This window comes from Salinarimonas soli (assembly GCF_008386575.1).
Classification (GTDB): Bacteria; Pseudomonadota; Alphaproteobacteria; order Rhizobiales; family Beijerinckiaceae; genus Salinarimonas_A; species Salinarimonas_A soli.
The window spans coordinates 15735-37247 of the sequence record NZ_VUOA01000033.1 but is presented as its reverse complement, the minus strand read 5'-3'; the positions used below and the strand labels follow the sequence as shown (position 1 = coordinate 37247).

General features: G+C 71.4%; 16 protein-coding genes. 8 read left to right on the top strand and 8 right to left on the bottom strand.

Going from position 1 to position 21513, the window contains the following annotated elements:
• Positions 1–263: 263 nt before the first annotated feature.
• Positions 264–3011, bottom strand: a complete 2748-nt coding sequence (locus F0L46_RS17980; RefSeq protein WP_149820081.1) for a glycoside hydrolase family 2 protein — start codon at positions 3009–3011, stop codon at positions 264–266.
• 295 nt (positions 3012–3306) lie between these two features.
• Between F0L46_RS17980 and F0L46_RS17975 the strand changes: the two genes are divergently transcribed.
• The 3 genes from F0L46_RS17975 (at position 3307) to F0L46_RS17965 (ending at position 7395) form a co-directional block, all read left to right on the top strand.
• Positions 3307–3594, top strand: a complete 288-nt coding sequence (locus F0L46_RS17975; protein ID WP_149820079.1) for a hypothetical protein — start codon at positions 3307–3309, stop codon at positions 3592–3594.
• Between the two features lie 88 nt (positions 3595–3682).
• Positions 3683–6235, top strand: a complete 2553-nt coding sequence (locus tag F0L46_RS17970) for a DUF3772 domain-containing protein (protein ID WP_149820077.1) — start codon at positions 3683–3685, stop codon at positions 6233–6235.
• Positions 6236–6309: 74 nt separating this feature from the next.
• Positions 6310–7395: a polyamine ABC transporter substrate-binding protein gene (locus F0L46_RS17965; RefSeq protein WP_149820075.1), complete on the top strand. Its 1086-nt coding sequence runs from the start codon at positions 6310–6312 to the stop codon at positions 7393–7395.
• A 194-nt stretch (positions 7396–7589) separates the two neighbouring features.
• Here the strand turns inward: F0L46_RS17965 and F0L46_RS17960 are convergent, their stop codons facing one another.
• From F0L46_RS17960 to chpT, 6 genes are all read right to left on the bottom strand, one after another.
• A complete protein-coding gene (locus F0L46_RS17960; RefSeq protein ID WP_149820073.1) occupies positions 7590–8441 on the bottom strand; it encodes a CheR family methyltransferase in 852 nt (283 codons plus the stop codon).
• On the bottom strand, positions 8438–9592 hold the full coding sequence (locus tag F0L46_RS17955) for a protein-glutamate methylesterase/protein-glutamine glutaminase (protein WP_438646692.1): 1155 nt from the start codon (positions 9590–9592) through the stop codon (positions 8438–8440). Before F0L46_RS17955 ends, F0L46_RS17960 begins: the two co-directional genes overlap by 4 nt.
• 63 nt (positions 9593–9655) lie before the next feature.
• Complete coding sequence (locus F0L46_RS17950) at positions 9656–10021, bottom strand: response regulator (RefSeq protein ID WP_149820071.1); 366 nt, start codon at positions 10019–10021, stop codon at positions 9656–9658.
• 24 nt (positions 10022–10045) lie between these two features.
• Positions 10046–10531, bottom strand: coding sequence for a chemotaxis protein CheW (locus F0L46_RS17945; RefSeq protein ID WP_149820069.1), 486 nt, complete (start codon positions 10529–10531; stop codon positions 10046–10048).
• A complete protein-coding gene (locus tag F0L46_RS17940) occupies positions 10528–13302 on the bottom strand; it encodes a hybrid sensor histidine kinase/response regulator (protein ID WP_149820067.1) in 2775 nt (924 codons plus the stop codon). The genes F0L46_RS17945 and F0L46_RS17940 overlap by 4 nt, the downstream gene beginning before the upstream one ends.
• Positions 13303–13407: 105 nt before the next feature.
• A complete protein-coding gene (gene chpT / locus F0L46_RS17935) occupies positions 13408–14094 on the bottom strand; it encodes a histidine phosphotransferase ChpT (RefSeq protein ID WP_149820065.1) in 687 nt (228 codons plus the stop codon).
• Positions 14095–14233: 139 nt separating this feature from the next.
• Between chpT and F0L46_RS17930 the strand changes: the two genes are divergently transcribed.
• Positions 14234–15064 (top strand): 3'(2'),5'-bisphosphate nucleotidase CysQ family protein, encoded by an 831-nt coding sequence (locus F0L46_RS17930; RefSeq protein ID WP_149820063.1) that lies wholly within the window; start codon positions 14234–14236, stop codon positions 15062–15064.
• A gap of 42 nt (positions 15065–15106) precedes the next feature.
• Here F0L46_RS17930 and F0L46_RS17925 read toward each other — a convergent pair whose 3' ends face one another.
• Positions 15107–16003, bottom strand: a complete 897-nt coding sequence (locus tag F0L46_RS17925) for an EamA family transporter (protein WP_188312033.1) — start codon at positions 16001–16003, stop codon at positions 15107–15109.
• A 179-nt stretch (positions 16004–16182) separates the two neighbouring features.
• Between F0L46_RS17925 and F0L46_RS17920 the strand changes: the two genes are divergently transcribed.
• The 4 genes from F0L46_RS17920 (at position 16183) to F0L46_RS17905 (ending at position 21345) form a co-directional block, all read left to right on the top strand.
• Positions 16183–17646: a D-alanyl-D-alanine carboxypeptidase family protein gene (locus tag F0L46_RS17920; protein ID WP_149820061.1), complete on the top strand. Its 1464-nt coding sequence runs from the start codon at positions 16183–16185 to the stop codon at positions 17644–17646.
• Between the two features lie 339 nt (positions 17647–17985).
• Positions 17986–19185, top strand: a complete 1200-nt coding sequence (locus tag F0L46_RS17915) for a pyridoxal phosphate-dependent aminotransferase (RefSeq protein WP_149820059.1) — start codon at positions 17986–17988, stop codon at positions 19183–19185.
• A 294-nt stretch (positions 19186–19479) separates the two neighbouring features.
• On the top strand, positions 19480–20691 hold the full coding sequence (locus F0L46_RS17910) for a two-component system sensor histidine kinase NtrB (protein ID WP_149820057.1): 1212 nt from the start codon (positions 19480–19482) through the stop codon (positions 20689–20691).
• Positions 20692–20721: 30 nt separating this feature from the next.
• Positions 20722–21345 (top strand): response regulator transcription factor, encoded by a 624-nt coding sequence (locus F0L46_RS17905; RefSeq protein WP_149820055.1) that lies wholly within the window; start codon positions 20722–20724, stop codon positions 21343–21345.
• Positions 21346–21513: the final 168 nt, after the last annotated feature.

The following is a 21513-nucleotide window of genomic DNA, read 5'->3' as shown; positions in this document are numbered from 1 at the left end:
GCACAATGGGAGGGAACGGGGATCAGGGCAAGGCGGGGCGATGCGGATCGGGGTTGCGCGGGACGCCCAGCCCTCTCCCCGCGGGCGGGGAGAGGGCCGCACCTGCGGAAGGGCAGGTGCGGCAAGCCCGAAGGGCGAGGGGGTCTGTCAGGATGAGGCTCGACCGGATACGCCCCCTCACCCCCGCGCTGCCGCCCTCGCCCCAGCCCCCCATGAAGGGGGCCTCGGCCCTCTCCCCGCACGGTGGGGAGAGGGGGCCGCGCTCACGCCGCCCGTTCGGCGGCGTCGACGGCGTCGTCGAGGCGTTGCTGGCGGGCCTGGGTGGCGAGCGCCGCCAGGTGGTCGAAGAGACGGGTGGCGGTGGGGTCGGCCATGGGCGCGTCGCGGAAGAGACGGAAGGTCGAGGCGACGAACCGGCCGCGGCCATAGGTGCGCTCGATCCCTAAGGCCACGGGCTTGTGGATCCAGCCCACCACCAGGCCGGCGAGGACGCGGGCCTGGAAGTCGAGGAGGTTCGCCCCCGCGATGACGTGGGTGGGGATCACCCGGTCGAAGGTCTCGTCGAGGAGCGGCCCGCCGGGCATGTCGGCGAAGGGGCCGCTGCGGCGCAGCCACGCGAAGGAGGAGGCCCAGTCGCCGCGCCACAGGGTTCCGTCCCGGTGGGCGACCTTCAGGTTCTGCCAATGCGGGAAGAAGGGGTAGAGCGGCATGTCGGCCTCGGCCATGAGCAGGAGCTGGCCGCCGTTGCGCACATAGGTCGCCAGCGCCTCGTCGTGCTTTTGCGCCACCACGAGGGAGGCTTCCTCCAGCCGCGGCGCGGTCTCGTAGCCCAGCGCCCGGAAACGCTCGACGAGCTCGGGGTCCGGCGACCACAGGCGCTCGCCGCCCTCGGGCTTGGCGCGCGCCGGATGGGCCGCGAGGTCGAGGTGGTTCATGGCGATGAGGCGCCCGTCCGCGGCGCGCAGCTCCAGATGGATGCGCCGCATCGAGGATTCCTCGATCGAGGGCGCCGCGAGCTCCACCGTCCCGAGCTCGAACACGGCCGGCGCCTCGATGCGCGGCAGGTCGAAGCGCTTCGCGCTGTCGCCGATGCGGGCGGTGAGCACCGCGCCGTCCAGCGCCGGCCCCGCCCCGTGGGCGACCGCGAGGCCGAAGCGGATCGTCTCGCCGGCCCAGTAGGACAGGCGCTCCCACTTGGGCACGATCACCGTGTCGGCGTTCACGATGTGGAACAGCTCGTGGAAGACGCGCGGGTTGCGGCGCATGTCGAGGAGCCCGTTCGACTCCCAGTGGCAGTCGTGCAGCTCCGTGATCACGTAGCCGGCAAGGCTCGGCTTCCGCCGCATCGCTTCGATCTGGTATTTCAGCGCGCGGAACTGCTGCCACTGCGCCGCCATGACGAAGCGGCGCAGGTCGCCGAACACCCGGTCGAGGTTCCAATCCGTGAAGCGGTTCTCGACGCCGTGGGCGTACATGACGCCCTCGCCCCAGTCGTGGCCCGTCTCGAACCACCAGGGCTCCTTGCCCTGCGGGTCGCGCAGGTCCTTGGGGTAGGGCAGGCCCCAATTGCCGAACTCCGAGCACATCAGGGGCTCGTCGCCGCGGATCACGGCGTCGCCGTGGGGGGTGTAGAGCCAGGGGGCGCGGTCGGCGAGCTGGTCGGTGAACTGGTCCCACTCGTCGCGGTGGTCGGGGATCGCGGAGTAGTAGTGATAGTCCGCGATGTCGGTCTCGACGTGGAAGCTCGGCGCCAGCGGCGAGTTGTCGACCACGAGACGCGTCGGGTCGTAGCCCTTCAGCCAGTGATAAGTCTGCTTGAGCCAGGAGCGGTGGTCGGGATCGTTGACGAGGTCGACACCCCAGTTCTCGTTGATGATCGTCCAGATGATGATGGAGGGATGGTTGCCGTCGCGGTCGACGATGCCCTTGAGGAGGCGCTCCTTGCGGGTGCGCGAGCGCTCCGTGACCATGCCGCCGTTGGGCAGCTCCGTCCAGATGAGCAGGCCCAGCCGGTCGGCGACCTCGTAATAGCGCGGGTCGGCCGCCTTGATGTGGCAGCGCAGGCAGTTGAGGCCGAGCTCCTTGGCCTTGCGGAACTGGTCCTCCAGGAAGTCCACCGACGGCACGGTGCAGATCGTGTCGGGGTAATAGTCCTGGTCCAGCGCCGAGCGGAGATAAAGCGGCTCGCCGTTGAGGTAGAAGTGGCCGTTGCGGGTCTCGATGGTGCGGAAGCCGAACGCGTCCTCGATCGTGTCGACCACCTCGCCGCCCCGGCGCATCTCGACGCGCGCCCGGTAGAGGTTGGGGGTGTCGGGCGACCAGGAGCGCACGTCCGCGACCTTGAAGGCGAGCGGCAGGGTCTCGGCGCCGGCCCGGGCCGAGCCCTCGGCCGTCACCGCGGGGGCGCCGCTCGGGTCGGTGACGCGCAGCGCGAACTCGGCGTCGGCGGCGAGCGCGGTCATGAACTGGAGCTCGACCTTCACCTCGCCCGTCTCGCGGTCGGGCACGAGGCGGATGCGGCGCATGTGGTCGGCGATGCGCCGCTCCAGGTGGACGGACTGCCAGATGCCCGAGAGGGGGCCGTACCAGCTCTGCTTGCCGAAGGGGATCTCGGCGAAGGGGCTGTCGGGGAACTCGTTCGGGTTGTCGGTGGGCGAATCGACCCGCACCTTGATCTCGTTGCGCCCGGGCTTCAGCGCGTCGGTCACGTCGAAGGAGAAGGGCAGGAAGCCGCCCTCGTTGGTGCCGATGAGCTCCCCGTTCACCCACAGCTTCGTGTTGTGGAACACGGCCCCGAATCGCAGCCACACGCGGTCCCGCAGCCAGCTCTCCCGCAGGGTGACGTCGCGGCGATAGATGCCTATGCCGGCCCGCATGTGCAGGTCGGTGAACTGGGCCTGCCAGGGGCTCGGCACCTTGATGGTGCGGACCTCGGCGGGGCCTGACAGCCGGTCGTCTGAGACGTGGAGGAACTCCCAGGTTCCGTCCAGGCTGATGCGGGACTCGAGCATGACCTCTCCTTGCGCTCGCCCACCCAAAGGACCCGCAACACGGCGGAAACAAGGCTGATGGGACGATCGATGATGTTCCCGGCACGGGCGCGCCGGCCGGCTCGCGCCTGCCGACGATCCTCCCGCTTCGCCCCGCCCCTCGCGTCCGGGCTCTCTGGTATGGCGGTCCGTGTCGGACAACGAACGAGACTCCACTTGGATCCGGCCGAATGCGGGGCGGAACCGCCGTCGCGACCGCCACGTTGCCCCCCGACATGCGACGCGGCCATCGGGGCCGCACGATTGCGAGGTCACGATGGCTGTCGAAGACGATGCTGCCCGCCAGGGACGAACGGGCCGCCCAGTGCTGTGGGTTCTCGTGGGAAGCCTGATCCTGCTCGGCGTCGCGGGAGCGGGCCTCATGAGCTGGATCGGCGGCGGCGAGAACCGCACCCCCACCCAGGCCGCCTCCGAGAGCGCGGTGGGCGCGCCGAGCGCCACGGGATCCACCTCGTCCCGCACCCCCTCGGCGAACCCCGCCTATCCGGCGCCCACCGAGACGAAGGACGTCAACAAGCCCGGCGCGACGCAGCAGAACCGCTGACCACCGTTCGGACGAGGCCGAGCCGCGCGGGGTAGCGTCGCCCCGCGCGACGGCTTAAACAGCCCTGCAAAAGCCGTGCGGGGCCTCGATGACGCGCATTCGCCTTCTCGCCGGGTGGCCCGCGGCCGCCCTCGCCATCCTGGTCCTGTCGACCCTGTCGGCGGGCGCCCAGACCGCGCCCGGCGCGAAGCCCCCGGTCGAGGCGCCCCGCGCCGCGCCGGCGGCGCCCGCGGCCCCGCCCCCGCCCACCGAGCCCCGCCCCCAGGCCGACGAGACGCGGCCGATCCGGGCCGAGCTCGACCGCATCCGCCTCGACTTCGAGCAGCGCGAGGCCGCGCTGCGCGGCGGGCGCGAGCTCTCCGACGGCGAGCTGCAGGGCCTGCGCGGCGGCATCGACGCCCTGGTGGAGCGCGCCCGCGTGCTCGTGGACGAGGTGGCGCCGCGCCTCGACGCCGCCCGCGCCCGCCTCCAGCAGCTCGGCGACAAGCCCGAGGAGGGCGCGCCGCCCGAGAGCCCCGAGCTCCAGGCCGACCGCCGCGCCCGGGAGGCGGCGGTGGCCGAGTTCGACGAGACCCAGCGCATCGGCCGCGCCGTGATGCTCCAGGGCCAACAGGTGGTGGCCCAGATCTCCGACCGCCGCCGCTCGCTCTTCGCCCGCTCGCTCTTCCGCCAGAGCCAGAGCCTCGCCAGTCCCGGCCTCTGGTACGACGTCGCCCGGGTGCTGCCCCGGGAGATCGCGGCCCTCAACCGGGTGCTCGGCGACTGGGCGGAGCGGATCGTGCGGGAGGCGAAGGCGCCGGCCCTCGCGCTCCTGGCGCTCGCCATGCTCGGCGCGGCGGTCCTGCATTGGGGCCGCCACCGCCTGGTGCCCCGCCTCGTGAACCGCGACCCCGCCGCCAAGCCGACGCCGATGATCCGGCACGTCGCGGCCCTCCAGGTGCTCGTGCTCGGCACGCTGCCGGCTGCGGTGGCTAGCCTCATGGTCTATGCGGCCCTCGACGGAGCGGGCTTCCTGCCCCTCCGGGTGCGCCCGATCGCCGGCACGGCGCTCGCGGGCCTCGCCTTCGTGGCCTTCGTGATCGCGCTCGCCGAGGCCATCCTCGCCCCCGGCCGGGAGACCTGGCGCATCGTGCGCATGAGCGACACGGGGGCGCGGCGGGTGGCGCGGCTCGCGGTGGCGATCGCGTGGATCATCACGGCGGGCAAGGTGGTGGAGGCCGTGAACGCGGCGATCGCGGCGGCCCTGCCGCTCACCGTCCTGGCGCGGGGGCTGTTCGCGGCCGCCGCCGCCCTCGTGCTCGCGGCGGGGCTGCGGCGCTTCGCGGCGCGCTCCATCGAGGAGGAGGCGTGCCTGGGCCCCTACATCCCCGATTCCACCGTGAGCGGCCCCTTGCGCATCCTCGGCTGGAGCGCCGTGGCGGCGCTCGGCGCGGCGCTGGTCGCGGGCTACGTGGCCTTCGCCTCCTTCCTCCTCGACCAGATCGCCTGGATCACGATCCTCGCGGCGCTCCTGTTCCTGTCGATCCGCCTCGTCGACGTGATGCTGGTGCGCACCTTGCGCGATCCGACCCGCCTGTCCTCGGCGCTCCAGGCCAATACGGGCCTGCGCCGGCGCTCGCTCCAGCAGATCGCCGTCCTGATCGACGGGGTCGCCCGGGTGGTGCTGATCCTCGCCGCCGCCCTGCTGGCGCTCGCCCCCTGGGGGGTGGAATCGCGCGACCTGCTCTCGTCCATGCGCGCCGCCTTCTTCGGGGTGCAGGTGGGCGACATCACGATCTCGCTCTCAGGCATCGTGGTGGCGCTCCTCATCTTCGCGCTGGGGATCGCCGCCACCCGCATCGTGCAGCGCTGGCTGGAGACCGCCTTCCTTCCCGCCACCGACCTCGACGCGGGGCTGCGCAACTCGATCAAGACGGCGTTCGGCTATCTCGGCTTCTTCATCGCCGCGGCCCTCGCGCTCTCGTCCCTCGGCCTCGGCCTGGAGCGGATCGCGCTCGTCGCCGGCGCGCTCTCGGTGGGTATCGGTTTCGGCCTGCAATCCATCGTCAACAACTTCGTCTCGGGGCTGATCCTGCTCTGGGAGCGCCCGATCCGGGTGGGCGACCTCATCGTGGTGGGGGACGGGGAGGGCTACGTGCGCAAGATCAGCGTGCGCTCCACCGAGATCGAGACCTTCGACCGCTCCACGATCATCGTGCCCAATTCCAACCTGATCTCCGGCGTGGTGCGCAACCGCGTGCGCGGCGACCGGACGGGACGGGTGGTGCTGCCCATCGCGGTGTTGCGCAGCCAGGACCCCGTGCGCGCGGCCGAGGTGCTCGTGGGCTGCGCCGCGAACCACCCGGACATCCTGAAGGAGCCGCCGCCGCGGGTGAACTTCAAGAAGATCGGCGACACCTGGCTCGAGTTCGACCTCATCGCCTTCGTGTTCGACGTCGACAACCAGTCGCGCGTCCACAGCGAGCTGAACTTCGCCGTGTTCCGCGAGCTCACCGCCGGCGGCTTCATCCCGCCCATGGGTCCGCCCTCCCTCAACGTGGGGGGCCTTGGCTCGGTGGAGGCGGCGCTGGAGCACATCGCGAGCGCCATCGGCACCGTCGACAAGGCGGGCCCCCAGCGCCGCCAGCTCGCCGGAGAGTGAGCCCGCTCGGTCTCGCCATCGCCCCGAAATCGATTAGGGTTCGCGCCCGCACCCCCTTGAGGAGACCCGTCCCGATGATCCGCCCCCTCGTCGCCGCGCTCGCCCTCGTCCTCGGCATCGCCGGGGCCTCCGCCCAGGGGCGGGTGGTGAACGTCTACAACTGGTCCGACTATATCGACCCCCGGATGCTCGACCGGTTCACGAAGGAGACGGGCATCAAGGTCACCTACGACACCTACGACACCAACGAGCTCGTCGAGACGAAGCTGCTCGCGGGCAAGTCGGGCTACGACATCGTGGTGCCCTCGGGGCCCTTCCTCCAGCGGCTCATCAAGGCGAACGTGTTCGCCCGGCTCGACAAATCGAAGCTGCCCAACCTCGCCAACCAATGGCCCGAGATCGCGGGCCGCCTCGCGGTGTTCGATCCCGGCAACCAATATGCCGTGAACTACATGTGGGGCACCACGGGGCTCGGCCTCAACGTGGCGAAGGTGCGCGAGCGGCTCGGCGACATCCCCCTCAACACCTGGGACCTCGTCATGAAGCCCGAGCTGTCGGGCAAGCTCAAGGATTGCGGCATCCACATGCTCGACAGCCCGGAGGACCTCTTCCCCGGCATCATGGCCTATCTCGGCCTCAACCCGGATTCGAAGAACCCCGCCGACCTCACGAAAGCCGGCGACGCGCTGTTTCGCATCCGCGGCAACGTCCAGAAGTTCCACTCGTCGGAATACATCAACGCGCTCGCCAACGGGGACATCTGCCTCGCGGTGGGCTATTCGGGCGACGTGGTCCAGGCGCGCACGCGGGCGGCGGAGGCCAAGAACGACGTCGAGGTCGCCTACGTGATCCCCAAGGAGGGGGCGCTCATGTGGTTCGATTCCTTCGCGATCCCGGCGGACGCCCGCAACAAGGCCGAGGCCCACGCCTTCATCGACTTCATGATGCGCCCCGACGTGGCGGCCGCGAACGCCAACTTCGTGAAATACGCCTCCGGCAACCTCGCCGCGAAGGCCGGCATCGACAAGGCCGTGCTCGACAATCCCGGCATCTACCCCGACGAGGCCACGATGAAGCGCCTCTTCACCAACACGGCCTACGACGAGCGCGTCCAGCGGGTGGTGACCCGGCTGTGGACCCGGGTGAAGACGGGGCGGTGAGGGGATGATGGCGCTTCCCCTCCCCCTTGTGGGGAGGGGTCAGGGGTGGGGGTCGGGGCGCCACCCGCCGTCAGTCCAGGATCAGGCTGTACGACCGCGCGTGCTCCCTACCTGCCCGCCAGCTCCGACTTTGCGACCCCCACCCCTAACCCCTCCCCACAAGGGGGAGGGGGACGCGTGCGGGCGCCGTGCCCCTACCGCGTCGCCACGAGCCGCAAGGGGGCCGGCGCCGCGGCACGGCTCGGGACGTAGAGGCCCCGGTGGTCGGGGTGGGGGCTGAGCGCGTCGGTAAGGCCGATGACGGTCTCGGCGGCGCCGAGCACCATCATTCCGTCGGGGCTCAACGAGGCCGAGAGGCGGCGCAGCACGTCGGTCTTGGTGGGCCCGTCGAAATAGATCAGCACGTTGCGGCAATAGACGATGTCGAAGGTGCCCAGGCCCCCGAAATCGCGGATGAGGTTGAGGGGTCGGAACGACACCATGGAGCGGATCGCGGGGGAGAGCCGCCATCCATCGCCCTCCTGCGTGAAATATTTCAGCAGGAGGTTGATCGGCAGGCCGCGCTGGACCTCGAACTGGCTGTAGAGGCCCGCCTTGGCCCGGTCCAGGATCTCGGTGGAGATGTCGGTCGCCACGATCTCGACGGTCCAGCCCGGCATGCGGGACTTCGCCTCGTCGAGGAGCATGGCGATCGAGTAGGGCTCCTGGCCCGAGGAGGCGGCGGCGCACCAGATGCGCAGGCGGCGCGTCGAGGCCCGGGCCGCGAGCATCTTCGGCAGCAGGACGTCCTTGAACAGGTCGAAGGGCGCGCGGTCGCGGAAGAAGAAGGTCTCGTTCGTGGTCATGGCCTCGACCACTGCGCCCTCGAGCGCCGGGTCGCGCCCGAGCTTCAGGGCGGCGGCGAGCTCGGAGAGCCCCGCGAGCTTGAAGCGGCGGCACACGGTGCCGAGGCGGCTGTCGACGAGGTAGCGCTTCTCCGCCGTCAGCGCGAGGCCGGAGCGGGTCTTGAGCCAGCCGCGGAGGAACTCGAACTCGAGCTCGGTCATGGATGCGCTCCGCTGAGCAGGGTCTTGAGGGCCGGAGCGATGCCGTCGAGGGGCAGGATCTCGTGGGCGAGCCCCGCCTTGGCGATGGAGCCCGGCATGCCCCACACCGTGCTCGTGGCCTCGTCCTGGGCGATCATCGTGGCGCCCGTCTCCACGAGGGCGCGGGCGCCGTTGGTGCCGTCCGAGCCCATGCCCGTGAGCACCACCGCGAGCGCCGAGGCGCCGAACACGGCCGCCGCGTCGCGAAACAGCACGTCCACGGCGGGGCGGCAGAAGTTCACGGGCGGGGAATCGTCGAGGCGGATCGAGACGGCGGTGCCGTCCTTCGCCAGCCCCATGTGCCGCCCGCCCGGCGCGACATAGATGCGCCCGGCCGTCAGGCGCTCGCCGTGCTCGGGCTCGCGGGCGATCATGCCCGTATGGGTGGCGAGGTGCTCGGCGAAGACGGCGGTGAAGATCGGCGGCATGTGCTGGACGACGAGGATCGGCACCCGCTGGAGGGAGGCGCCGAGGCCGCCGAGCACCTGCGCGACCGCGCGGGGCCCGCCCGTGGAGGCGCCGACGAGCAGGGCGCGGGGCGCCACGAGGCCGGCGCGCGGGCGCGGCAGGGTGCGGAGCGCGGGGGCGGCCGGCGCGGCGGGGGCGGGGGCGTCGAGCCGCCCGCGCGACGGGACGGCGGGGGCGGCCGGGGCGAAGCGGCGGCGGCGCGCGCCGCCCAGCGCGTGGAGCTTGGCGAGGAGCTCGGCCCGGAAGGTGGTGGACGTGGTGACGCCGCGATGGCTGTCGGGCTTGGCGAGATAGTCGGTGGCGCCGAGCGACAGGCATTTGAGCGAGACGTCGGCGTTGCGGTGGGTGAGCGTCGAGATCACCACGACGGATACGCCGGGCCGCCGCTCCAGGAGCTTGGGCAGCGCCGTGAAGCCGTCGACCTCCGGCATCTCGAGGTCGAGGAGCACGAGGTCGGGGGCGGCGCGCTCGATGAGGTCGATGGCGGCGCGCCCGTTGGCGGCGGTGCCCACGACCTCGAAGCCGCCGTCCTCGGTGAGCCAGCGGGACACGAGGCCGCGCACGACCACCGAGTCGTCGACGATCATGACCCGCAGGCGCGGCTTGTCCGGGCGCGGGGTCGGGGTGGCGAGAACGGCGCTCAAGGGTGGGATCCTCGGTGATGGCGGGCCCGCGGCGCGGGCCCCGTGAGGCGGGCGGCGCGCCGTTCAGCAGAGGCCGACCTCCTGGAGCTTCGCCGTCATGATCTCCTTGTCGAAGGGCTTCATGATGTATTCGTTGGCGCCCGCCCGCATGGCCCGGGCGATGTGGGCGACGTCGTTCTCGGTGGTGCAGAACACCACCTTGGGCGCCTCGCCGCCGGGCAGCAGGCGCAATTGCTTGAGGAACTCGTAGCCGTCCATGACGGGCATGTTCCAGTCGAGGAGGATGGCGTCGGGCATCTCGCCGCGGCAGGCGAGGAGCGCCTGCTCCCCGTCCTCGGCCTCGGAGGCGCGGAAGCCGAGGCCTTCCAGGATCCGGCGCGCCACCTTCCGGATCACGGCCGAGTCGTCGACGATGAGGCAATGCTTCATGGGAGGGCTCCGGGTCGCCGGCCGTCAGGCCGCGCGAGCGTCCACGTCGAAGGAGAGGACGGCGTCCACGTCGAGGATGATGAGCAGCTTGTCGTCGAGGCGGTGAACCCCGCGCGAGAGCTTCACCCAGCGCCCGTCCATGTGGACGGGGTTGGGCTCCTGGCGCTCAGGGGAGAGCTTCATCACCTCGCCCACCGAATCCACGAGAAGGCCGTAGGACTCGCCCTGGCGCTCCAGGCCCACCGCCATGTTCTGGGCGGTGTCGGCGCGGTCGGGGAGGCCGAGCCGCCGGCGCAGGCACATGGCGGTGACCACCCGGCCGCGCAGGTTGAGGAGCCCCACGATCTCGCGGGGCGCCAGGGGGACGGCGGTGAGGGAGCTTGCGATGAACACGTCGTGGACGCGGTCGATGGGCAGGCCGAAGATCTGGTCCGCCACCATCACGGTGACGAATTCCTCGAAGGCGCCGGTCGCGCGGGCGTCGGTCTGGTTGCTGTTGGCGGCGATCATGCGGCTTCTCCCAGCGCCGGCTGCGTCTCCGCGAGAGCGGCGACGAGGCCGCTGCGGTCGAACTTGGCGACGAAGTCGCCGATCCCGAGCTTGCGGGCCCGGTCCACGATGTCAGGGGTCACCCCGGCCGAGAGCGCGATGACGGGAAGGTCGGCGTTGCGCCCGCCCGCCCGCATGGCCTCGACGAGCTGGAAGCCGTCGCGGCCGGGCATCTCCACGTCCGTGACGAGCACGTCGAGGCGCAGGTTCGAGCCCAGGATGTTGAGCGCCTCCTCCGCCGAGCCCGCCGTCACGACCCGGTAGCCCGCCGCCTTGAGCACGGGGGTGAGCATGTCGCGGAAGAAAGCCGAGTCGTCGACGAGGAGCACGTTGCGCGAGGCGGACGTGCTCCGGGCCGGCCCGCCCGCCGACCAGTCGTCGTGGGCGAGCGGCAGGTAATGGGCGATGTTGACGATCTCGGTGGCGCGCCCGCGGATGACGGCGGAGCCCACGAGGTCGGAGCGGTCGGCCACGAGCTCGATGTCGAGGCGGTCGTCGACGATGTCGACGATCTCGTCCACCACGAGGCCCATGGAGCGGTCCCCGTCGGAGAACACCACCAGGGCCTGGCTGCCCTCGCGCCGGATCGCGAGCTCGGGGTCGGCGGGCACGAGGGGCATGAGCTTGCCCCGGTACTGGATGAGCGGACGCCCGCCCACCCACTCGATCTTGGAGGCGTCCACCTCCTCAAGGCGGGTGACGAGCGACAGCGGCACCGCCTTGTGGCTCTGGCCGCCGCCGCGGAAGACCAGGAGCGTGACGTTCTCGTCGATCTCGGCCTGGACCTGCTCGGCGCTCTCGTCGGCGCCGAACTGGTTCTCGCCGGTGCCCGAGCCCACCATCTTGGCGACCCCGTTCGGGTCGATGATGAGCACCACGGCACCGTCGCCGAGGATGGTGTTGCCCGAGAAGAGCTGGATGTGGCGCAGCTTGGAGGACATCGGCTTCACGACGATCTCCTCCGTGTGGAAGACGCCGTCGACCAGGATGCCGAAGCGCTGGCGCCCGACCTGGCTCACCACCACGAAGCCCTCGTCGCCCGTCTCGGCCTCGGCGCCGGGCAGGCCCAGCACCTTGGAGATGGGGACGATCGGCAGGAGCCGGTCGCGCAGGCGCAGCACGGGGGTGCCGTTGATGCGCTCGATGGTGTGGTCGGAGCCGGGCTTCACCCGCACCAGCTCCAGCACCGCCACCTGCGGGATCGCGAAGCGCTGGTCGCGGGCCGAGACGATGAGGGCGGCGACGATCGCGAGCGTGAGGGGGATCTTGATCGTGAAGACCGTGCCCCGGCCGGGCTCGGAGCGGATCTCGATGGTGCCGCCGATGAGCTCGATGTTGGTCTTGACCACGTCCATGCCGACGCCGCGGCCGGACACGGCGGTCACGGCCTTGGCGGTGGAGAAGCCCGGATGGAAGATGAACTTGGCGACCTGCGCCTCGCTCATGCGCTCCACCTCGGCCTCCGAGGCGACGTTGCGCTCCACGGCCTTGCGGCGGATGGCGCTGAAGTCGAGGCCCCGGCCGTCGTCCGAGATCTCGATCGTGATCGTGCCGCCCTCGTGATAGGCGTTGAGGCGGATCGTGCCGCGCTCGGGCTTGCCGGCGGCCTTGCGCTCCAGCGCCGTCTCGATGCCGTGATCCGCCGAGTTGCGGATCATGTGGGTGAGCGGATCCTTGATCACCTCCAGGACCTGGCGGTCGAGCTCGGTCTCGGCGCCCTGCATGACGAGCTCGATCTTCTTGTTGAGCTCGGAGGAGAGGTCGCGGATGACGCGGGGCAGCTTCTGCCAGGCGGTGCCGATGGGCTGCATGCGCGTCTTCATGACGCCCTCCTGCAGCTCGGCCGTGACGTGGGAGAGGCGCTGGAGGGGCACCTTGTAGGAGCTGTCGTCCTCGCGGCGCGCGATCTCGAGGAGCTGGTTGCGGGTGAGCACCAGCTCCGAGACCATCGTCATGAGGTGCTCGAGGGTGTCGACGTTGACCCGGATGGTCTGCACCTTCGACACGCCCTCGGCCACCGCCTCGCCGCCCTCGGAGGCGCGCTCGGCGGATCGGGGCTCGGCGACTTTGGGCTCGGCTGCCTTGGGCTCGGGGCGCGGCGCGGGCTTCGGCATCTCGGCCGGCGGTGCCGGGGGCTCGTCGAAGGCGTCGGGAGCGTGGGCGGCGGCGGGCGCCGGGAGCGGCGGGAGCGGGGTCTCGTCGACCTCGGTCTCCATGAAGGCGCGCTCCAGGTCGTCGAGGGAGACCTCGCCGGGCTTGAGCGGGCGCTCCAGGACCTGGAGCACCATCTGGTCGAGGAGCGAGGGCTTGGGCTCGGGCGCCTTGGCAGGCGCGGGCGCGGGCGGGGCGGCCTCGGGCGGGGCGAGCGCGAGGCGCTCCAGCTCGCCGATGAGGTCGCCGTCGATGCCCTCGGGCTCGGCGGCGGTGCGCTCCAGCTCCGCCAGGATCTCCTTGACGCGGTCGAGCGTCGCGAGGATCAGCGTCACGGCCGCGGTCGTGACGGGCATCCCGTCCCGGAACTTGCCCATGAGGGTCTCGGCGGCGTGCGCCAGGGCCTCCAGGCGGGGCAGGCCTAGGAACCCGCAGGTTCCCTTGATCGTATGGACCAGGCGGAAGATGTTCCGCAGGATGGTCTCGTTGTTCGGATCCTGCTCGAACCGGACCAGCTCGACGTCGACCACATCGAGGTGCTCGGCGGTCTCGGTCAGGAACTCCCGCAACAAATCGTCCATGACGACCACTCTACTCACGCACGCGGTTACTCGCAGCGCCCAGAGTGGCCGGCAGGGGTTTATGTTCCGTTTCGACGAATCACTTTTTTGCCGCGAGCGGCGCGATCAGCCGATCATGCCCGTGTCAATGGGCGCGGAGTTCGGATTGGTGGGATCCATCTCGGCCGTGATCGTCACCGTGTCCCCCTCGATGGCGAAGGCGGTCTTCATGCCGGCGGCGCGGGCCACCATGCCGGCGTAATAGGCCTGGATGCCGTGGGCGTCGACGGCGCCGCTCTCGGGTGAGCCCGCGAGCAGGGCCTCGGCGTGGGGCGGGATGCGGGCGTTGATGCCCTTGGCGGAGAGCACGAAGCGCGAGGCCTTGGGGTCGCCCTCGACGGTGAGGGTGATCATGCCGCCGCGGGGGATCGCCTGGGCGGCGATGACCACGAGGTTGAGCAGCAGCTTCACCCGGTTCTTGGGCAGGAGCATGCGCGGCGCGCTCCAGGTGAGCTGGGTCTTGTCGTCGCCGAAGAAGCCCTTGGCCACGTTCTCGGCGTCGCCCAGATCGATGGAGGCGCCGGCCGAGCCCGCGGCCCCGAAGGCGAGGCGGGCGAACTGGAGCCGGGCGGAGGCCTGGCGGGCGCTCTTGCGGATGAGGTCGAGGGCGAACTCCTTCATGGAGGCGTCGCTCTCGTCCTCCAGCACCTCGAGCCCGTTCACGATGGCGCCCACCGGCGAGATCACGTCGTGGCAGACCCGCGAGCACAGGAGGGCCGCGAGGTCGAGGGAATCCAACGTAACCGTCACCATGGGACGCATGCTCCGCGCGTTCGCAATCAATCGGCTGGCGCGCGAGCCTCGCGCGTTCCCCTTTCCGATAGCCGCGTTCGCACGGCTTGAAAAGCACCGTGCCAAGGGGTCACATAGCGGATGCAAGGGCAAGGGGATCATGAGAACCGACCCACCCGGACTGGCCGAGACGGCCGAACGCCTCAGCCTCATCGCGCTCGCGGCGGGCGACCTCGTGCGGCGCATGCAGGGCACGGTGAAGGGCCGGCTCAAGAGCGACGGGTCGCCCACGAGCCGGGCGGACCTCGCAGCGGAGGCCGCGATCCTGGCGGGCTTGCGCGAGGCCTGGCCCGACATCCCGGTCGTGGCCGAGGAGACCGCCTGCACGGCCGGGTGCGGCGCCCTGTTCTTCCTCGCCGATCCCCTCGACGGCACGAAGTGCTATCTGGCGGGGGAGCCCGAGTTCACCGTCAACATCGCCCTCGTGCGCGAGGGCCGACCCGTGGCGGGGGTGATCGTGGCGCCGGCGCTGGGGCGCGCCTGGCGGGCGGGCGCCGACGCCCGGGAGGCGCGCTTCGCCCCGGGCGATCCCGCGTCAGGCCTGGCCTGGCGGCCCGTGCGGACCCGGCCCACGCCGGGGGACGGCGTCGTCGCCCTGGTGAGCAAGCGCCACGGGGACGCGGCGAGCGAGGCGGCGATCGCCGCGCTGCCCCAGCCCCGGCGCCGGACGGCCTCGTCGGCGGTGAAGTTCGGCCTCATCGCGGCAGGGGAGGCGGACGTCTATGTCCGCTGCGGCCGCACCATGGAATGGGACACGGCGGCGGGCGACGCCATCGTGACGGCGGCGGGCGGGCGGGTGATCGGCTCCGACGGGCAGCCCCTCACCTATGGCCACCGGGGCCGGGGCTACGCCAATGGCTGCTTCGCGGCGCTCGGCGACCCGGCCCTCGCAGGGCACTTGCGCCTGCCCGACACCTGCGCGATCGCGTAGGGGAGGGCCAGACGCCCGCTGCCGAGAGCCGGGGCGGCGCCCTCAGGCGTGGAACCACAGGAGCGCCCCAACGCCCCCGGTGACGAGGACGAGCCCGAGCCATTCGCGCCCGCTCGTGCCTTGCGCGAACAGCCGGCGCGACACGGCTTGGGCCATGAGCACCTCCACGAGGGCAAGCGTCCGCACGTTGGCGGCGGTGGTGAGGGCGAATCCGAGGAACCAGAACTGGGAGGCGAGCGCGCCCAGGAACCCCGCCGCGATCGAGGGCCGCCAGGCCCGGAGGCTGCCCGTCAGCGCCGGCCGGTCGAGGGCGAGGAGCCAGGCCGTGAGGATGAGGGTCTGGAGGCCGAGCCCCCAGGCGAGCGTCGTGGAGGCCCGGATCAGGGTGCCGCCGGAATCGAGGGCGAGGATCGCCCCGCGAAAGCCGATGGCCGAGAGCGCGAAGAACGCCCCCGCGGCAAGCCCCAGCAAGGCCGGCCGCCAGGACGCGCCGGCGCCCCGCCCCACCCCCGACATCACGATCACGCCCGCCGTGGCGACGAGGATCGCGGCGAGCCCGCCCGGGGTCACGGGATCGCTCAGGATCAGGAGCCCCACGAGGGCCGTCTGGACGGGCTCGGTCTTCACGTAGGCCGTGACCACCGCGAAGGAGCGCTCGCGCATGGCCGCGAGCATCAGGGCGGTGGCGAGGATCTGGGCCACGGCGCCGGCCACGACGAAGGCGAAGAAGCCGCCGTCGGGCCGCGGCAGGCGCTCGCCGCTCAGGGTTAACGCGATGCTAAGAAACACGAGCGCAAATGGAAAGCCGTAGAGAAAGCGCACCTGAGTCGCGCCAGCCGTGCCGATGGTCTCGGTCAGGCGTCTTTGGGTGGCGTTGCGGGCGGTCTGGGCCGCGGCGGCGGCCAGGGTCGCCGGGATCCAGAGCAGGGACGTGTCCATGAATTTCGATTCTCCACCACGCGGCGCCACGTTGTCGCCACCTCGGTTTGCATAAAGGCCCCGTCGGCGGGGTCTCCCGCCTTTTCACGCTTCGCCGCGCAACCTACAACACGAGATGGCGGAACGTGGCCGTGTCAAGCGCCGTTCCCGTGATCCGCCCAACTGGAGACCCGACCCGCATGCCAGCGAGCCGAGCCCTTCGCCTGATCGTCCTATGCGCCGGCCTTGCCGTCGCGGGGAGCGCGGGCGCAGCAACCACGCCCTCCCTTGTGGTGGATGTCGAGTCCGGCAAGGTCCTGCATGCCGAGCGGGCGACGGATCCCTGGTTCCCGGCCTCGGTGACGAAGCTGATGACCACCTACGTGGCGCTCCGCGAGGTGCGCGAGGGCCGCTCGCGGCTCGACGAGGTGGTGACGCTGTCGGAGAACGCGACCGCGATGCCGCCCTCCAAGATGGGCTTCAAGCCGGGCACCGAGCTCACCCTCGACAACGCCCTCAAGATCATCATGGTCAAGTCGGCCAACGACATCTCGGTGGCGATCGCCGAGACCCTCGGCGGCTCCGTCGAGGGCTTCGCCGACATGATGAACGTGCAGGCCCAGCGGCTCGGCATGCGCGAGAGCCGCTTCGTCAACCCGCACGGCCTGCCCGACGAGCGCCAGCAGACCTCCGCCCGCGACATGGCGATCCTCGCCCGCGCCCTCATCCTGGAATTCCCCGAGCACGCCGACCTGTTCAAGATCGGGGCGATCAAGTTCGGCCGGCGCGTGATGCGCAACCATAACGGCCTCATGGGCCGCTATCCGGGCTCGGACGGGATGAAGACGGGCTTCATCTGCGCCTCGGGCTTCAACGTGGTGGCGAGCGCCACCCAGAACGGCCGCCGCCTGATCACCGTGGTGTTCGGCTCGCGCAACGCCAACGAGCGCACCCTCAAGGCCGCCGACCTGTTCGACCGGGGCTTCGCCTCGGGGCCGGGCATCTTCTCGCCCTCGCTCGCGAGCCTGCCCGCCTCCAACCTCACGGCGCCGCCGAACCTGCGCGCCGCGATCTGCGACCGCTCGGGCCCCATGCCCGGCGAGGACGACAGCCCCACGGGCGAGAGCGCCTCCACCATGCCGAGCCTCACGGCGCCGACCGCCGCCATGGCCTTCGCCGGCACCGCCATGGCCCCCGTGCACAAGACCGTGCTCGGCCCCCGCGTCGCGCTGAACCCCATCGTCCCGATCTGGATCGGCCGCACCCCGCCCGCCGCCACCGCCGCCGCGGCCCCCGCCGCCGTGGAGGCCGACGACGACGAGGACGGCGCCAAGCCCGCCCCGAAGGCTCGCCCGGCGAAGCCCGCCACGAGCACCGCCGCCGTCGCCCCGCCCGTCGCCGCCAAGCCCGCACCGGCGAAGAAACCCGCGCCCAAGGCCCAGGCGGCGATCGACACCAAGCCGAAGGCCGCCGCTCCCAAGGCCGCGGAAGCCAAGAAGCCCGCTGACGCGAAGAAGCCCGTCGCGGCGGTGAAGCCGGCCCACAAGCCCGCCGAGACCGCCAAGCCGGACGCCAAGAAGGTGGAGACCAAGAAGCCGGAGACGAAGCGCGCCGAGGTGAAGCCCGCCGCGAAGGCCGTCGCCAAGCCCACGGCCGACGACTGAGAGGGCAGGGACGCGCTCCCCGCTCCCTGATGCTGAGTCCGGGATGACTCCCCTCTTCCAGGGGGAGAGGGGCCGGGGGTGAGGGGGTACCACCTCAAACCAGCGATCTCCCCCTCATGCTGAGGCGCGAGCTAACGGCGAGCCTCGAAGCACGCAGCACCTCGCCACGGCCGAAGGGAGATCCCTGCAGCGCCCTTTGCAGCTCTGCTCCTCAGAGCACCTCGGGACGAGGCTGGAGGACGGCCCCCCGATCACCGCCGCTGATCGCGTCCATCACCTCTCGTGATGCGAACGCCGTTCCCCCTTGGCAATCGCCGCAACAGCGATCAGAACCTATCCATGAACGCGCAGCTCCCCCTGGCCTACCCCATCCGCCCCGAGGCCGCCCAGGCGCCGACCAGCGGGATCGTCGACGCGATGAGCTATGGCCGGGGCCGGCCGGGCCTCATCCCGCTCTGGGTCGGCGAGGGGCACCGGCCCACGCCCGCCTTCATCGGCGACGCCTTGCGCGCCTCGCTCGCGGCGGGGGAGACCTTCTACACCTGGCAGCGGGGCATCCCGGAGCTCCGGGCGGCGCTCGCGGCCTATGACGAGCGCCTGAACGGCCGCCGTTCCGACCCCGAGCGCTTCTACGTCACCATGGGCGGCATGCACGCGATGCAGACCGCGATCCGCCTCGTGGCGGGCCCGGGCGACGAGGTGATCGTGCCCACCCCCGCCTGGCCGAACTTCATCGGCGCCCTCACGGTGGCGGGCGCCACGCCCGTCGCGGTGCCCATGGGCCATTCCGAGCGCGGCTGGGCCCTCGACCTCGACCGGGTCGCGGCGGCGATCGGCCCGCGCACCCGGGCGCTCGTGATCAACACGCCCGCCAATCCCACGGGCTGGACCGCGAGCCGCGACGAGCTCGCGGCGATCCTGGATCTCGCCCGCCGCCACGGCCTGTGGATCGTCGCCGACGAGATCTACGGCCGCTTCGTGCACGACCCGGCGCTCGCGGTGGGCGGGCGCGCAGCTTCCTTCAAGGACGTGATGGCGCCCGAGGACCGGGTGCTCTTCGTCCAGACCTTCTCGAAGAACTGGGCCATGACGGGCTGGCGCGTGGGCTGGCTCGAGGCGCCGCCGGCCTTGGGCCAGGCGATCGAGAACCTTCTTCAATATTCGTCCTCGGGCACGGCGACCTTCGTCCAGCGGGCCGCGGTCACGGCCCTCGAGGACGGCGAGAGCTTCGTCGCCGAGCAGATCGCCGACGCCCGCGAGGGGCGGCGCATCGTGCACGAGGGCCTGGCGGGCATCGAGGGCGTCACCCTCGCGCCGCCGTCGGGCGCGTTCTACGCCTTCTTCAAGGTTCGCGGCGCCCACGATTCCTACGCGCTCGCCCGCCGCCTCATCGACGAGGCCAATGTGGGCCTGGCGCCGGGCGAGGCGTTCGGGCCGGGCGGGGAGGGGGGCTTGCGCCTGTGCTATGCCCGCCGCGCCGAGGACGTCACCGAGGCCGTGCGTCGCCTCGCTCCCGTGCTCGGCTCGCTCGCCGGCTGAAGGGGCTCTCCACCCCCTCATGCTGAGGAGGCCTGCGCCAGCGGGCGTCTCGAAGCACGCAGGACGCTCCCACAGCCGTCCGGAGATCCCTGGAACGCCCTTCGAGGCCCTGCTTTGCAGGGCACCTCAGGACGAGGGTGAGGATGGGAGAAGCCATCGCTTCCGACCCCATCCCCGGGCGACGGCCATGCGGCGAACCGCCTTTCTAAGTAGTAACCCTGAGAGGCTGCTTGCCTTCCGGTCGGCGCCGACGCATGGTTCGACCCTAGGACACCGCGCTCGCCAGGGGGGGCGATGCACACGACCAGGGACCCGGACGGGGGGACGGAGATCGGCACCGTCTCCGAGGCGCGCCTGCTCAGCGTTCTCGATACGGCGGTCGACGGGATCATCGTGATCGACGAGGGTGCGCGCATCCTCGTGTTCAACAAGGCCTGCGAGCGCATGTTCGGCTACGCCACCGAGGAGGTGGTGGGCCGCAACGTCAACATGCTCATGTCGCCCGAGCACGCCGACAACCACGACGGCTATCTCGGCAACTACCAGCGCACGGGGCACCGCCGCATCATCGGCATCGGCCGCGAGGTGCGCGGCCGCCACCGCGACGGCACGCTGTTTCCCATCGACCTCTCCGTGGGCGAGGCCCGGACGCCGGACGGGCGCCAGTTCATCGGCATCCTGCGCGACCTCACGGCCCGCAAGGACACGGAGCGGCGCCTCAACGAGCTCCAGGCCGACCTCATCCGCCTCACCCGGATCTCGGCCCTCGACGAGATGGGCTCGGCGCTCGCCCACGAGCTGAACCAGCCCCTCACCGCCATCATGCTCTATCTCCAGGCGGTGGGCCGCGAGTTCGGCCGCGCCAAGGACGCGGGCCACACGCCGGAGGCGGACGACCGCGCCAACGCCATCCTGGAGAAGGCCCGGCGCGAGGCGCAGCGCGCGGGCTCGATCATCCAGCGCATCCGCTCCCTCGTCGAGAAGCGCGGCCCCGAGCGAAAATCCGTGGACTTCAATCCCCTCGTCGACGACGCGGTGGACCTCACCCTCATGGGCCAGGACCGCAACGTGCGGGTGGTGCGCGAATATGGCGAGGACCTGCCGCCCGTCGAGGTCGACCCGGTCCAGATCCAGCAGGTGGTGGTGAACGTGCTGCGCAACGCCGTCGAGGCGGTGCGCGGGCGCGAGGGGCCGCAGGTCATCGTCTCGACGAGCCTCGACGACCGCCACCTCCTCCTCTCCATCGAGGACAACGGCCCCGGCATCCCGCAGGACCGGCTCGCCGACCTCTTTCAGGCGTTCAAGACGGGAAAGCGCAGCGGCATGGGGCTTGGCCTTGCGATCTCGCGCACCATCGCTCAGAACCACGGGGGAGAGTTGCTCGTTGACCCCGGCGGCGACGGGCGTGGCGCACGGTTCGTCGTACGCCTCCCCTTGCGCTCGCCGGAGGTGTCCGAGCGGTTCTCCGACGGGCTCGCCCCCGGGCGGGACCGGACCGGGTCGTGAATGGACGAGGAGCGGTGAGGAGCCATGAGCATGCCTGACGGAACGGGTGACGGCACGTTGACGGTCGCGGTGGTGGACGACGATTCCGCCGTGCGCGACTCCCTGGTCACGATCTTCGAGATCGAGGGCTTCCGCGTCCGCGCCTATGCCGACGGCGACAACTTCATCGGCGACGCCAAGCGCATGCCGTTCGACTGCGTGCTCATGGACGTCCACATGCCCGGGCGCTCGGGGCTCGAGATCCTGGAGGCGCTCGGCGGCCACGACTACAAGGCCCCCGTCTTCATCATCTCCGGGCAGGGCGACATCCCCATGGCGGTCACCGCCATCAAGGCGGGCGCGCACGACTTCATCGAGAAGCCCTTCGAGGCCGACCAGGTGATCACCCGGGTGCGCGAGGCGGTGGAGGCGCGCGCCAAGCGCGCCGACGGCGACGGCTCCAAGCTCGGCAAGCGCTTCGCCGGCGCCGACCTCCTCACCCCCCGCGAGCGCGACGTGCTGGAGCAGATCGCCCACGGCGCCTCGAACAAGGAGGCCGGCCGCACCCTCGGCATCTCGCCCCGCACCATCGAGGTGCACCGCGCCCGCATCATGGAAAAGCTCAACGCCCGCAACACCGCCGACCTCGTGCGGATCGTGTTCACGGAGAGCTGAGAGCCGGCCCAGGGGCGGGCCTCGAAGCATCTCGCACGTGGCCACAGCCGTCCGGGGTGACCCCCTCTCCCATGGGGAGAGGGATGCACGAAGTGCCGGGGGTGAGGGGGTGCCACGCTGCTCCAGAGGCCTCCCAGCCCCCTCATACCGAGGAGCCCACCGAAGGCG

Coding starts and splice junctions, on each gene's coding strand:
- F0L46_RS17930 (WP_149820063.1), top strand. CDS start 14,234: ATGAGAACCGACCCACCCGGACTGGCCGAGACGGCCGAACGCCTCAGC.
- F0L46_RS17960 (WP_149820073.1), bottom strand. CDS start 8,441: ATGACCGAGCTCGAGTTCGAGTTCCTCCGCGGCTGGCTCAAGACCCGC.
- F0L46_RS17925 (WP_188312033.1), bottom strand. CDS start 16,003: ATGGACACGTCCCTGCTCTGGATCCCGGCGACCCTGGCCGCCGCCGCG.
- F0L46_RS17970 (WP_149820077.1), top strand. CDS start 3,683: ATGACGCGCATTCGCCTTCTCGCCGGGTGGCCCGCGGCCGCCCTCGCC.
- F0L46_RS17940 (WP_149820067.1), bottom strand. CDS start 13,302: ATGGACGATTTGTTGCGGGAGTTCCTGACCGAGACCGCCGAGCACCTC.
- F0L46_RS17975 (WP_149820079.1), top strand. CDS start 3,307: ATGGCTGTCGAAGACGATGCTGCCCGCCAGGGACGAACGGGCCGCCCA.
- F0L46_RS17905 (WP_149820055.1), top strand. CDS start 20,722: ATGCCTGACGGAACGGGTGACGGCACGTTGACGGTCGCGGTGGTGGAC.
- F0L46_RS17950 (WP_149820071.1), bottom strand. CDS start 10,021: ATGAAGCATTGCCTCATCGTCGACGACTCGGCCGTGATCCGGAAGGTG.
- F0L46_RS17980 (WP_149820081.1), bottom strand. CDS start 3,011: ATGCTCGAGTCCCGCATCAGCCTGGACGGAACCTGGGAGTTCCTCCAC.
- F0L46_RS17920 (WP_149820061.1), top strand. CDS start 16,183: ATGCCAGCGAGCCGAGCCCTTCGCCTGATCGTCCTATGCGCCGGCCTT.
- F0L46_RS17910 (WP_149820057.1), top strand. CDS start 19,480: ATGCACACGACCAGGGACCCGGACGGGGGGACGGAGATCGGCACCGTC.
- F0L46_RS17945 (WP_149820069.1), bottom strand. CDS start 10,531: ATGATCGCCGCCAACAGCAACCAGACCGACGCCCGCGCGACCGGCGCC.
- F0L46_RS17915 (WP_149820059.1), top strand. CDS start 17,986: ATGAACGCGCAGCTCCCCCTGGCCTACCCCATCCGCCCCGAGGCCGCC.
- F0L46_RS17965 (WP_149820075.1), top strand. CDS start 6,310: ATGATCCGCCCCCTCGTCGCCGCGCTCGCCCTCGTCCTCGGCATCGCC.
- chpT (WP_149820065.1), bottom strand. CDS start 14,094: ATGGTGACGGTTACGTTGGATTCCCTCGACCTCGCGGCCCTCCTGTGC.